At 70.3% G+C, this 13,025-nt stretch carries 9 protein-coding genes and 2 pseudogenes; 4 read left to right on the top strand and 7 right to left on the bottom strand.

The window, feature by feature from the left end; translation table 11 throughout:
* Window positions 1-35 precede the first annotated feature (35 nt).
* Together KV557_RS30050 and KV557_RS30045 are read left to right on the top strand one after the other, a co-directional pair.
* Window positions 36-821: an SDR family oxidoreductase gene (locus tag KV557_RS30050; RefSeq protein WP_256178150.1), complete on the top strand. Its 786-nt coding sequence runs from the start codon at window positions 36-38 to the stop codon at window positions 819-821.
* A gap of 578 nt (window positions 822-1,399) precedes the next feature.
* Complete coding sequence (locus KV557_RS30045) at window positions 1,400-2,095, top strand: alpha/beta fold hydrolase (RefSeq protein ID WP_218204694.1); 696 nt, start codon at window positions 1,400-1,402, stop codon at window positions 2,093-2,095.
* Between the two features lie 341 nt (window positions 2,096-2,436).
* Here KV557_RS30045 and KV557_RS43210 read toward each other — a convergent pair.
* The 4 genes and pseudogenes from KV557_RS43210 to KV557_RS30030 form a co-directional block, all read right to left on the bottom strand.
* Window positions 2,437-2,634, bottom strand: a pseudogene (locus tag KV557_RS43210) (hypothetical protein); the annotation flags it as partial.
* A 229-nt stretch (window positions 2,635-2,863) separates the two neighbouring features.
* Window positions 2,864-3,223: pseudogene (locus KV557_RS44965) on the bottom strand (xanthine dehydrogenase family protein molybdopterin-binding subunit); the annotation flags it as partial.
* A 21-nt stretch (window positions 3,224-3,244) separates the two neighbouring features.
* The gene (locus tag KV557_RS30035) at window positions 3,245-4,231 is read right to left on the bottom strand and encodes an FAD binding domain-containing protein (protein ID WP_218204692.1); all 987 of its coding nucleotides are present in this window, start codon (window positions 4,229-4,231) and stop codon (window positions 3,245-3,247) included.
* On the bottom strand, window positions 4,218-4,751 hold the full coding sequence (locus KV557_RS30030; protein ID WP_218204691.1) for a (2Fe-2S)-binding protein: 534 nt from the start codon (window positions 4,749-4,751) through the stop codon (window positions 4,218-4,220). Before KV557_RS30030 ends, KV557_RS30035 begins: the two co-directional genes overlap by 14 nt.
* 468 nt (window positions 4,752-5,219) lie before the next feature.
* Here KV557_RS30030 and KV557_RS30025 point away from each other — a divergent pair, with 468 nt between their 5' ends.
* Window positions 5,220-6,704 carry an FAD-dependent monooxygenase gene (locus tag KV557_RS30025; protein ID WP_218204690.1) on the top strand — a complete coding sequence of 495 codons (1,485 nt, stop codon included), beginning with the start codon at window positions 5,220-5,222 and terminating at the stop codon, window positions 6,702-6,704.
* A 13-nt stretch (window positions 6,705-6,717) separates the two neighbouring features.
* The gene (locus KV557_RS30020) at window positions 6,718-7,275 is read left to right on the top strand and encodes a cysteine hydrolase family protein (RefSeq protein ID WP_218204689.1); all 558 of its coding nucleotides are present in this window, start codon (window positions 6,718-6,720) and stop codon (window positions 7,273-7,275) included.
* Between the two features lie 319 nt (window positions 7,276-7,594).
* Here the strand turns inward: KV557_RS30020 and KV557_RS30015 are convergent, their stop codons facing one another.
* Genes KV557_RS30015 through KV557_RS30005 form a run of 3 tightly spaced genes read right to left on the bottom strand, consistent with a single transcriptional unit; the run spans window position 7,595 to window position 12,709 of the window.
* Entirely contained in the window at window positions 7,595-10,345 is a 2,751-nt protein-coding gene (locus KV557_RS30015) for an alkaline phosphatase family protein (protein ID WP_218204688.1), read from the bottom strand.
* 4 nt (window positions 10,346-10,349) lie between these two features.
* On the bottom strand, window positions 10,350-11,750 hold the full coding sequence (locus tag KV557_RS30010) for an ABC transporter permease (RefSeq protein ID WP_218204687.1): 1,401 nt from the start codon (window positions 11,748-11,750) through the stop codon (window positions 10,350-10,352).
* Window positions 11,747-12,709: an ABC transporter ATP-binding protein gene (locus tag KV557_RS30005; protein WP_218204686.1), complete on the bottom strand. Its 963-nt coding sequence runs from the start codon at window positions 12,707-12,709 to the stop codon at window positions 11,747-11,749. Before KV557_RS30005 ends, KV557_RS30010 begins: the two co-directional genes overlap by 4 nt.
* Between the last annotated feature and the right edge of the window lie 316 nt (window positions 12,710-13,025).

Raw genomic sequence — 13,025 nt, 5'->3', positions numbered from 1 at the left:
GGGAATCGAGATATCAAGTCATTCACCGTCTCGCTATGGAGGCGTACGTTCTTGCCATGGCGGTCGCCGAACCCCGGCACTGCATCGACGAAGGAATGGATCCCATGTCTCTGGCTGGCAAGAAGATCGTGATCATCGGTGGAACCTCCGGCATCGGCTTCGCGGTAGCCCAACAGGCCGCGGCGGCTGGCGCGGACGTCGTGGTCGCCTCCAGCAATCAGGACCGCGTGGACGCCGCGACAAAGCGGTTGGGCGAGCCGGCCGAAGGCCGCCGCCTGGACGTCGCCGACGGCAACGCCATCGCCGCGTTCTTCGAGCAGGTCGGGGAGTTCGACCACCTCGTCTACACCGCGGGCGAATCTCTGCTGATCAAGCCGTTGGTCGACACCACCCCGCAGGAGGCCAGGGCCGTCTTCGAGCGCCGGTTTTGGGGCGCGTTCCTCTCCGCCAAGTACGCTGCACCGCGACTGCGCGACGGCGGCTCGATCACGTTCAGCTCCGGCGTCCTCGCGATCCGCCCCCTGTCCGGAACCGCGCTCACGGCAGGTATCACCGGCGGCATCGAGGCCCTGTCCCGGGCACTCGCCGTCGAACTCTCCCCCCTGCGCGTCAACGTGATCCAGCCCGGTGTGATCCGCACCGAGCTGTGGGACGGCAGTGTCCCGGACCCGGAGGCTTTCCTCCAGGGCGCCGGGTCCGAGCTGCTCACGCGGCGTGTCGGCACTGCCGAGGAAGCCGCGGCGGCCTATCTCTTCGTCTTGTCCAACGCCTACGTCACCGGCACCACGCTCGCGATAGACGGCGGCGCAGCACTGGTGTGACATAGGCGCCACGCATAACAGCCAACGGAGCAACACCGCACCGACGCGACGCGTTCCTTGCCGCGGCAGTCGACGACGCGAGGCCGACCAGACGTGTGGATCCGAACCGCCCGGCCCGAAGCGGAGACCCGGTCGACCTGACCGTCCCGGAGATCCGCCGCCTGATCGGCGCACTGTTCAGCCCGCCGATCACAGCCCTGAACGCACTCCTGCACTGGTCGAACTGGCGCAGAAGCCACCAAGCTTCGGCACGTCGCGACCATTACCGGCAGCGGCTCTCCGCCCCCTCCAGTGCGTAGATCGCGAAGTCACACTGGAGTATTAGCCGCGAACCCGGGGGTCCACACCCCAGAATCAGGGCAGTGCACCCCCGGGTTCGCGCTGAAGAACCTTCAGTTTCCGCGAACTCGCGGGGATCCCGGGGTATCGCCGAGGTAAGCCCAAAAGGGGCCATTGGATGATCTTGAACCGCTGAACAGCAGGCAGGAATAGCGCTTTCGCCCTGGCCAGTGCGGGCGGGCCGCCGCGAGTTCGGCGAGCATAGGTGGCAGGCCGGGGAGGCCGACGTGGAGGTGGCGATGAGAGTCGTGTTCGTGCACGGGGCGTGCGTGCGGGACGGGTCGTGGTGGTGGCACCGCACCGCCGAGCTGCTGCAGGAGCGGGGGGTGCCGAGCGTGGCCCCGGCGCTACCGAGCTGTGGCGAGGCGGGCCTGCCCGGCGGCGTCGGCGGTCCGGGGCTGCCCGAGGATGTTGCCGTGGTGCGGCAGGTGCTGCAGGCCGGCGACGAGCCGACCGTCGTGGTCGCCCACAGCTACGGTGGTGTCGTCACCGCGGAAGCCGCTGCGGGAATCGGGTCGGTGCGCCACCTGCTGCTGGTCTCCAGCTACCTGCCCGAGGTCGGGCAGAGCCTGTCGGAGTTCGGGGACGGCAGCCCCGCCCCGTTCCTCGACGTCGACCCCGATGCCGGCACGTTCGGGGTCCGCCCCGAACTGCTCGTGGACACGTTCCTGCAGGACTGCGACCCCGAGGTCCAGGCGCAGGCGGCGGACCACCTCGCCCGGCAGAGCGTGCAGGTGACCGGGCAGCCGGTCGGGGCGGCCGCATGGCAGCAGTTGCCCTCGACGTACCTCGTCTGCGCTCAGGACCGGGGCACCCCGCCGCGGCTGCAGCGCGAGTTCGCCCGCCGGGCCGGCAGCGTCGTCGAGCTCGACGCCGGCCACCACCCGTTCCTGTCCCAGCCTGCAGCGGTCCGGGACCTGCTGCTGAGCCTGTGACGGCAGCCGCGACGAGCCGGGCCGGCGATCCGAGGGCCAGGAGGCCGTCGTGAGTGCCGAGGAAGAACTGCTGTCGAGGGCCTACCTGGCCTACAACGGTGGTCGCCGCGCTGGCTTTCGGGCAGGGCGTTCTGGCACTCGGCGGTGGTCTGGTTCCACAGGCAGTGGTTGATCGTGCCGAGGTGCGGGTCGGCGAACTCCTCCCGCAGCAGGGCGACCTCCAGGCGCTGGTCGGCGGCCGTGGCCCGCAGGGTTGGTGCCTGGTCGAGCTGGTCGTTGACCTTGTCGAGGCCGGTGTGGAGGTGGGGTGTGCCGCGTTCCCGATCCGGCCTCTGCCGCGTTCAGAGCAGCTTCTCCATCAGGATCGGCAGGTCGCGTACGCGCCGGCCGGTCGCGTGGTGGACGGCGTTGGCGATCGCGGCGATCGTCCCGGTCATGCCCATCTCGCCGATGCCCCGGGAGCCCAGGGGATTGGCGTCCGGGTCCGGCTCGTTCACGAACAGCACGTCGATGTCGGGGATGTCGGCGTTGACCGGCACCATACTGCCGCGGGCTGGTGTAGGTGACGTCCAGGGTGACCGGGGCCGCGGCCAGCGCCGCCTCCGGGTCCCCCCTCTTCAGGTTGGGGACCACTTCGGCCATCTCGCCGCACACCTCGGTGCCGAAGATCCTGGCCTCCGGGTGCGTTGCGTCGGGGACGAAGGCGGCGGTGTCGTACGCGGCCCGCACCCGGGAGGCCGCGTCCGTCGCCTGCTCGATGGTCTCCGCGACCACGAGGGCGATCACCTGGCCGCTGAATCTGATCCGTTCGTCCTGCAACGGGAGCAGGCTCTGCGGCGCCGCACCGAAGGGAAACAGCAGCGCCGGGGAGAGCGGGTCCGCGTTGTGGTGCGTGAGCACCAGGCGCACACCGGGCATCGTCTCGGCCTGCGCGGTGTCCAGAGCGGTCAGCGTGCCGGCCGGCACGGTGCTGGTCACCTGCACGGCGTGGAGCAGGCCCTCGGGCCGGTACTCCGCCGCGTAGCGGGCCTCGCCGGTGACCTTCGCGCGGCCGTCGCGCCGACCCGTCGCGGTACCGATGGGGGAGCCGGGGGCGAGGGCGATCGGGCGGGGCGCGGTACTGGTCATGATCTCTTTCGCCTTCCAGCCTCATCCGGACACGGTCAGGAGAGCCCTCTCGACGGTGCGACGGGCCAGCTCGACCTTGTACGCGTTGTGCCGTCGTGGGTGGGCGTCCGCCGCGGCGAGCGCTGCGGCCTCCCGGAACACCGCCGCGCTCGCCGGGCGACCGATCAACGCGGCTTCGACTCCCGGTTCCCGCCAGGGTTTCGTCGCCACACCGCCGAGCGCGACGCGGGCGTCGGCGATGGTGCCGTCGGCCAGCACCTCCAGCCCGACGGCCGCGGAGGCGGCGGCGAACTCGTAGCTGACGCGATCACGGACCTTGAGGTAGCAGGAGTGCGCGGCGGCGGCCGAGACCGGCACTTCCACGGCGGTGATCAGTTCGGCGTGCCCCAACGGGTGCTCCCGCTCCGGGGTCTCGCCGGGCAGGGGGAAGAACTCGTCGATCGACAGGACCCGGTGCCCGTCCGGCCCGAGGATGTGCACCGCCGCGTCGAACGCCGTGAGAGCCACCGCGAGGTCGCCCGGGTTGGTGGCGATGCAGCTCCCGCTGGTCCCCAGCACGGCGTGCCCGCGGTTCTCCCCGTCCATCGCCGCGCATCCGGAGCCCGGGTCGCGCTTGTTGCACTCGGTGAACGACGGATCCCGGAAGTAGCCGCACCGCGTACGCTGCATCAGGTTTCCGCCGATGGTCGCCATGTTGCGCAACTGCTGGGAGGCTCCCCGCAGGAGGGCCTCGGACACGGCGGGCCAGCGCCGCCGCACCTCCGGGTGCTCCGCGACGTCGCTCATCCGGCACAGCGCGCCGATCCGCAGCACCGACTCGCCCGCCTCCACGTCGTCATGGCCGGGCATCTGGGTCAGGTCGATCAGACGCGACGGGTGCGCCACCCCGCACTTCATGAGATCGACCAGTGTGGTGCCGCCGCCGAGGGGCGCTGCGGAGGAGTCGCCCTGGAGCAGGGCGACCGCCGCGTCCAGCGTGTCCGCACGGGTGTACTCAACGGCGCGCACGACCGGCCGCCTCCTCCTGCGCCGCCTCCCGCTGCGCCGCCTCCCGCACTGCGGCGACGATGTTCGGATAGGCGCCGCAGCGACAGATGTTGCCGCTCATGAACTCCCGGACGTCGGCATCGGAGCCGGCGTGCCCCTCACGGATGCAGGCGACCGCCGACATGATCTGGCCGGGCGTGCAGTACCCGCACTGGAACCCGTCGTGCTTCATGAACGCGCTCTGCACGGGGTGCAGCGTCCCGTCCACCCCGGCCAGTCCCTCCACCGTGGTGACCTCGTGCCCCGCGGCCTGGTAGGCGAGCATCAGACAGGCCAGCACCCCCCGCCCGTCGACATGGACCGTGCACGCGCCGCACTGCCCCTGGTCGCAGCCCTTCTTGGTACCCCAGAAACCGAGCCGCTCACGCAGGGCGTCCAGCAGCGTGACACGGGGCTCGACCGAGAGATCGTGCCCGACACCGTTGACCCGCAATTCGATATCAGCCCTTGCGGCGCCTTCGTCGACTCGCGAGCCAGGCATACCTTTCGACCTCCGGGCGATTGAGCGCGTACGTCAAACACGCACCGAAACAGACTTGACGCTCGGCGTGCGTGTCATGGCTATTCCGATCGTAGGATCCCTCGATCACGATCGCATGTCGGGAACTCCTGAACGCGCGCCGTGCCCGGCCCGGCGTGAAACCCCCGGCCGGAATCAGGTGGTTCGAGGGCGGTCAGCTTCTTCATGTGCCGCCCGGCCGGCCGGACCTGGCGTGCGATCAGCCGCATGCCGACGGGCCGGCCGGGCCGGGTGTTCAGGACAGGTCGGCACCGGGCCGCTCGGGGGGTGCGCAGTGCGTGGCGGGTTACATCGCTGCTGGCCATACGGGTGGTTCTCCTGTCGTACCCGGCCAGATCGACCGATCGGCCCGGGGCGTCTCACGCGAGACTGCCAGGGAGGAGACCGGGCATCTGACGAGCGGCTCGGCGGACTACCAAACCAACGAAGGTGGACGACGTCATGGCCTCCACTCGCACGACCGCACTGCCCATGCAGACCGATGTCCTGATCGTCGGTGCAGGCCCCGCCGGGCTCACACTCGCCGCCGGCCTTACCCAGCTCGGCGTGGACCACGTGCTCATCGAACGTGCCGATTCGGTCCAGCCCGGTGCCAAAGCCGCCTTCGTTCAGCCCCGCGCTCTGGAGTACCTCGACCGCGTGGGTGTTGCCGACCGCCTGGTGGCCGCAGGAATTCGAGGCCACCACTTCAGCGTGCACGACGGCGCGCGCACACTGCTCCGTGGGTCCTACGACAACCTGGACACCCCGTTCCCGATGATGCTGCTGGTCTCCCAACAGACCACCGAGGAACATCTCAATCGCCGCCTGACCGAGCTGGGCGGCATGGTCCACCGCCGCCACAAGCTCATCACCTTCAGCCCCGACTTTCCCGGTGTGACCGCCGCCGTCGCCGCGCCCGACGGCTCGGTGCGTGCCGTGTACGCCCGCTACTTGATCGGAGCCGACGGCGTTTACAGCAGGGTGCGCTCCACGGCAGGGATCGCCTTCCCCGGCAAAGCACGAGAGCAGCTGTTCGCATTGGCGGATGTCCGCCTCGAGCCGGGTTCAGCTTCCGTGCTTGAGGACACCACCTTCTTCTTCTCTTCCGAGGGAATGCTGCTGACGTCACCGCTGGCCGACGGCCAGCACCGGGTGGTTGCGTCCGTTCCTCCCGGTTCGAAGGCGCCCACTGCCGAAGAGACCGAGACGCTGCTGGCCACCCGCGGCCCGCGGCAAGGTGGGCCGAAGGTCGTCGAAGTCATCACAGCATCCACTTACCACGTGCAGGAACGCGTGGCCGAGAGGCTCTCGGACGGCCCGGTCTTCCTCCTGGGGGACGCTGCGCACACCCACAGCCCGGCCGGCGGCCAGGGCATGAACACCGGGATTCAGGACGCCGGCAACTTGGCTTGGAAGCTCCATGCCGTGCTCACCGGGTTCGCCCCTGAGGGTCTCCTGGACACCTACCACGGCGAGCGCCATCCCGTGGCTTCCGGTCTGGTCGCCTTCACCAGCCAGATCACTTCACTCGCCACCATGCGCGATCCGGAACTGTGCCGGCGGCGCAACGACATCATTGCCGCAGCCGCCAAGGCACCCGGCATCACCGACTGGCTGGCGAGGCGGTTGTCACAGCTCGACATCAGCTATGCGACTGAACCGGCCGACGGTACCTACCACGTCGGGCAACGTGTCTCCCCTGCGCTCGTCCCGGCCGCAGGTCTCGACTGGAACCTGGCCCTGCCGAACCCCTCTACCGGACCGACCGAGAGCGGCCGAACAGGTCCTCTGAACTTCCAGTTCGTCGACGGGCTGGAGACGCCCCTCCTCATCCGTCCGGATGGCTACCTGGCCGCCCACGGGGTCCCGACCGATCCGCACGCCGTGCTTGCCAACCTCGCCTCCTACCTGCCCGGCGGGCCGACGCGATGAGAGGACGGAAAGAATGGCGCAGAACGCCCTCCTTGTGATGGACGTCCAGCGGGGCATCGTGGACCGCTTCGGCGAGGGTGCCGGATATCTGGCACGCCTGCGCGGTGCGATCGAGGCGGCCCGCGCCGCGGAGATGCCGGTGATCTACGTGGTCGTCCGATTCCGCGCCGGGCACCCTGAGGCCGGCGCGCGCAACAAGATGCTCCGTGGGCTCGGCGACGGTGTCTGGTTCACCGACGAGGACCCGGGCGCCGAGATCCACCCGGACATCGCGCCGCGGCCCGCCGATCTCGTCGTGACGAGGACGCGTGTCAGCGCCTTCGTGGGCAGCGACCTCGACCTGCTCTTGCGCGCCCGCGAGATCGACGGGCTGGTCCTCACCGGCATCGCCACCAGCGGCGTCGTCCTGTCCACCCTGCGTCAAGCCTCCGACCTGGACTTCCGCCTCACCGTACTGGCGGACGCCTGCCTCGACGCCGACGCCGAGGTGCACCGGGTTCTCACCGAGAAGGTCTTCCCCCTGCAGGCCGACGTCGTCACCGTCGACGACTGGATCACGTCGATCAAGTGACCCGTACCCCGGTCCCACCCTGTACGCCCGCTCACCAGAAAGGTGGCCTGACTCCTGCACCGGAAACGACCTCGACACTCGTATTCACCCAGGGACAGGGCCCGCACCGCGACGCCGACGGCAAACTCGTCCTCACCACCCCCATGGCGGCCGACCCGCTGGCCATGATCGCCGCCGATGACATCGGCTGCACCGCACCGGCTGGCCAAGGCATTGAAGAAACGCGGGTTCACCATTTCGGCGACGCACCCGGGCCCCGGGCCGGCGTCACCGCCGGCCCGGGGCCCGTTCATGGTTCCCCAGTGGGATCGGAGCCGGATCAGCCGTCGGTCTCCGAGGACGGCAGGTACGCGCCGGGCACGTCGTTGGGTGCGTGGATCTCGGTCTCGCCGGGGTACGGCGTGGTCCAGTTGTGCGTCTGGTACCAGACCAGGTGGTTCATCTGCGCCGGGTTCGCGTGGTCCGGCACCGCGTTCGGGCCGGTCAGCCGCTGCTGCGCCTTCCAGGCGGCCCACTGGGCTGCGACGGCCTGCTCCGCCGCCGGTGGGGCGGCCGTGGCCGGCACCGCCGCCGCGTGGCGGTCCTGCTCCCCGGGCACGTCGACGCCGCACGGGGGCGGCGTGGACAGGCCGTCGGTCAGCGAGGTCCGGTTGGGGACCGCGGTGAACGGCGTGTAGTCCGGCTTGTCGGTGAAGGCCGTGGCCATCGGGCTGGCCGCGCTGTCCTTCTGGTTCATCGGGTGGATCCCGAGGATCTGCTCGATGGTGCGGATCATCGTGATCTGCGAGTAGTAGCGGCTGTCGACGGTCCCGTGCTGCGCCCAGGGGCTGATGATCTGGATCGGGGCGCGGTGGCCGTCCACGTGGTCGAGGCCGGCCTGGGAGTCGTCCTCGACCACGAAGATCGCCGAGTCCTTCCAGTACTCGCTGTGCGAGATCTCGTCGACGATCTTGCCGGTCGCCAGGTCGTTGTCGGCGACCTGCGCGGCCGGGCTCGCCGGACCGCCGGTGTGGTCGCTGGACAGCCACAGCATGTTGAGGTTCGCCGGACCGTTCTGCTCGAAGTCCTGCTTCCAGATCTCGTACCGGTACTGGTCCGGCACGTCGAGGTCGAACTTGGGGAAGCCGGACACCGACACGCTGTTGAGTGACGGGATCGGCGACGACGAGTTGAGGGTGTAGGCGCTGCCCTGCCCGGTCGCGTCCATGGTCTTGGCGTCGCAGTACAGGTTCTGCCAGCTCGCGCCGTCGGGCTTCGTCAGGAACTGGTGGAACTCCCCGAAGTCGCGCACGTCCTGGCCCGCCGCCTGCGCGCCCGTCCACAGGAAGCCCGACCGCTGGTGGCCCAGGGCGTCGTCCTCGGTGTCGTAGCTGCGCTGGTACTCGCCTGCCGAGGACTCGGTGTACTCCGGGTTGTCGGCCTGCATCAGCCAGTTGTGGCCCTCGGCGGAGTTCGTGCCGATGTCGTAGGTGTTGTCGTAGAGCCCGAACTGCTCGGTCAGGGCGTGCTGGTCCGGCGTCACGTTCGCGCCGAACTGGGCCAGCTTCGGATCGCCGTTGCCCTTCGCGATGTCGCCGAAGAGCTGGTCGTAGGTCCGGTTCTCCTTGACGATCAGGAAGACGTGCTTGATCGTCGACGGGTCGCCGATCCGTGCCGGCACCGGCACGGGCTTCGCCTTGTGCCGGCCGGCCGTCTCGACCGAGCCGCTGGTCCAGCCGTTCTGCCGGAAGACCTTGGCGGTCTGGTCCCGGATCTCCCGGTCGCTGGGCAGCGTGAACTGCGTCAGGCTCGACGTCGTGTCGTGGGTGTTGTGCGCGCCGGTGGAGTTGGGCCGCCGCGCGTCGATGCCACGGGTGTTGGTGACGACCACCTTCGAGCCGACGGTGGTGATCTCCGTCGGGAAGTAGTCCGTGGGCAGCAGGCCGACGTAGCTGACCGGCTCCTGCGGACTGGTGTAGCGGTAGACGGCCACCGCGTTGGCACGGCCGAGGGCGACCAGCAGGTGCCCGTCGTCGGTGAGCGTCACCGCGTCGGGCTCGTAGCCCACCGAGGCCTCCGGCCACGGCTTGGTGGAGATGCTCTGTACGACCTTGTCCTGCCCGGTGTCGATGACCGACACGTCGTCGGTGGCGGTGTCGGTGACGAACAGCGCCCCGTTCTTGGCGTACACCGCCGTCGGGTGCAGGCCGACGTCGATGGACCCGACGGGGGCGGCCTGGTCCGTGAGGTCGATCACGCTGACGGTGCCCGTGGTGGTGGCACCGGTCTCCGGGTCGGCCGGCACCTGGGTGCCGTAGGAGTTGAGCGTGTCGTCATCGGCCGTGGCCGCGCGCCCGCCCTCGTTGCTGACGTACAGCTTGTGGTCGACCTGCACGATGCCGCGCGGCGCGTTGCCCACCGTCCAGCTCTGCTGGATCGCGCCGGTCGCCGCGTTGATCGCGACCACCCGGTTCTGCCCGTTGACCGCCGCGTACACCGTCGAGCCGTCGGAGGAGAACACCGCTCCCGACGCCAGCGCGTGCTTGTCCCCGTCGGCCGGGATCGGCACCGCCACCGGGTTGGACAGGGATCCGTCGGCGTTCACGGTGAACCTGGTGTAGCCGTCGAGCTGGCCCAGCCACAGCTGCGAGCCGTCCGGCGAGTACACCGGGGCCTCCTGGCCGACCGTTCCGCCGGCCAGGTGCAGGTCGTCCACCTTGGCGGTGCCGACGCGCTGCTGCACCTGCCCGGTCTTCAGGTTCACCACGACCAGCGCCGCATCGCCGTCGGCGACCGAGGCGGCCAGGTGACCGCCGTCCGGGCTGACGCGGGACGCCATCAGCTTGCCGTCGTTGATGACGAGCCGACTGCCGTACGGGGCGATGTACTGATCGCTGGATATGACCTGGCCGTTGGCGGTGACCTGGCCGACCTGGTCCGTGCCGAACTGGTGGGTGGTCGCGACAGCCGTGCCCGTGGCCACGGCCACCGCCGTGATGCACGCCGTGGCCAGTGTGGCACGGCGGCCCATTCGCCGACCGAGAAGGACGAATTGCTCCTTCGGGGCGCGTCGACGACGCGTTACCTGCATGGCGTCATCCCTTCGTTGAGGAGGAGATCGTTGAGGAGGCGATGTTTGAGGAGGAGAGCAGCTCGACCTGGCCGTCGAACTGCCACAGCGGGTTCGGTGCGTCCCCGGTCGGGGTGTGCACCAGGAAGTAGCCGTTCACTTCCTTCGGTCCGTCACCGTCGGCCATCAGCCGTCCGTCCGAGGCGACGTCGAGCTGGTAGATCGCCGTCCCCGGCGCGGCCGTACCGGGCAGGTGCCAGGTGACGACGCAGCGCCAGTCGTTGCCCGGCCCCACCGGGTCGACCTGGCCGTCACTCCGGTCGCACGCCGCCGTGACCCGCAGCTGTGCCTCCGTGACGGCGGGGCGGTGCAGCTGCTCGGTCTGCAGCCGGTACAGGTGCGCGAACACGGCGGCGACCGACCGCTGCACCTTCGCCTGCGAGATCCCCGAGCCCGTCGAGGGCGTGGCCACGGCGACCGCCCCGAAGGTCAGCGCGAGCAGTCCGGCCAGTGGCAGTACGCCGAGGGCGAGCGCGCGGCGCCCCACGCCGTCCTCGCTGCCGTTGGTGAAGTCCCGCCGTACGAAGAGCAGGTAGGCCGCGGCGGTCGCCACCACGACCCACACCAGGCTGACCGCGACGGCGATCAGCAACTCGTCGAGCCGCACGGGGCCGGCGAACAGTCCGTTCCAGGAGACGAAGGCGTAGCCGGGCAGGGCGAGGCGCAGTGCCACCGGCAGCGGCAGCATCTGCGCGAGCTGCATCGCGACCGCCGCCAACGCGGGGACGAGCAGCCCCATCGGCGAGCGCCCCAGGAGGACGGAGCCGAGCAGCCCGATCGCCGCCAGCGCCAGCGTGGGTGCCAGCGCGCACCCCCACGCCAGCAGCACGTTCCCGGCCGCGTCCGACGGCGGCAGCAGGTGCCCGTCGACGCCGACCAGCGGCCTGTTCCCGACCGCCGCCAGCCCGCCCACCGTGCTCGAGGCCACCAACCCGGCCACCAGCAGCACGATCACGGTTCCGCTCGCCAGCGCCTTCGCCACGAAGATCCGTCGAGGCGAGCGGACCGCCACCAGCAGATGTCGCCAGGTCCCGAGCCGGTCCTCGGCGGCGAACACGTCGCCCGCGACCACGGAGGTCAGCAGCGGAAGCGCCCACGAGCCCGAGAACCCCAGCACCACCAGCGGGCCGGCCCAGCCCGTGGCGTGCATCCAGCGGCCGAACAGCGTGTCGGACGGCAGCGTCCCCTGCTGGGCCACCGCGGCCACGAACAGCCCCGGCACGGTCCAACAGGCCAGCATCAGCAGTCGGATCCGCCACTGCGAGACGAGCTTGACCACCTCGAAGCGGTACGCGCGGCTCACCGGCACCCGGCGCGCCCCTGGCTCGACGCCGACACCGGCCACCGCGTCCCCGGCCGTGGTCATTGCTCACCCTCCTGTTGCTCGCCTTCCTGCTGCTGCTCGGTCAGGGCGAGGTACGCGGCCTCCAACGGCGGGACCACGGGAGCGACCTCGCGCACCCGCACGCCCGCGTGCACCAGCGCGGCCACCAACTGCTCGACGGCCGGTGCCGACGCGCGCACGACCAGCGCCTCGGCCCCGCGCCACGCCCCGGCCTCCTCCACGGCCCGCACCCCCGCGGCCCCGGCGGCCACCCGCCGCGCGGCCCGCGGATCGGAGGTGAGCAAGCGGTAGTCGAGTTCGCGACTCTCGGCCGCCAATCCTCCCAACGGGCCGGAGAAGCGGACGCGCCCGGTCGCGAGGATCGTGACCTCGTCACACAGCGCCTCAAGGTCGTCCATGCGGTGACTGGACAGCACGACGGTCACCCCGTCGCCCGCGAGCCGCCGCAGCGCCCCGTGCACATGCTGCTTGCCCGCCGGGTCCAGACCGTTGGAGGGCTCATCGAGCACCAGCAGCCGTGGATTCGTGAGCAGCGCCGCGGCCAGCCCGAGCCGCTGCCGCATGCCCAGCGAGAACCTCCGCACCCGGTCGTCGGCGACCTCCGTCAGCCCGACCTCGGCCAACACCTCGTCGATCCGCCCCGCCCGAGTGTCCTGCCCGCGCAGCGTCGCCAGCGCGGCCAGGTTCTTCCGCGCGGTCAGCGACGGATACAACCCGGGTCCGTCCACGAATCCGGCCACTCCGTGCGGCGCCGCCAACGCCCGCCCGACCGGCCTGCCCAACACCTCCAACTCGCCGCCGTCGGGGACGGCCAGCCCGAGCAGCAGCCCGAGCAGCGTCGTCTTCCCGGCACCGTTCGGTCCGGCCAGCCCATGGATCTGCCCGGGCACCAGGGACAGCTCAACACCGTCGAGCGCCACGACGTCACCGAAGCACTTCGTCAATCCACGTGCCCGTACGGCAAGTTGTGTGTCGCCCATAGCTCCTTCTCGTAGTCCCTCAGGGAACGTAGGGCGTTGACGGGGCGCAGTCAGGAGCGTGCGGTTGAACACCGATGAAACAGCAGACGGCTGGCTCTCCGGCGGCGTACGGGGGGTCAAGGGGTCGCAGGTTCAAATCCCGTCGTCCTGGCCATGAAGTCGCTTGTGAGAGCGGGTGCCAGGGAATTTCGTTGTCGGCTATCGATCAAATGTGGACGAACGGCTATGCTCAACCGGCCTTGCGGTGATGGCTCGTACGGGGAGCCGCGCAAGGCCGGTCGCCGGCCGTCCGCACATGGCCAGAGGGCAGGACGCG

Origin of the sequence: Kitasatospora aureofaciens (genome assembly GCF_019192735.1) — a bacterium.
GTDB classification, from domain to species: domain Bacteria; phylum Actinomycetota; class Actinomycetes; order Streptomycetales; family Streptomycetaceae; genus Kitasatospora; species Kitasatospora aureofaciens_A.
The sequence above is the reverse complement of the archived record's forward strand: the minus strand, read 5'-3'. Positions and strand labels throughout refer to the sequence as shown.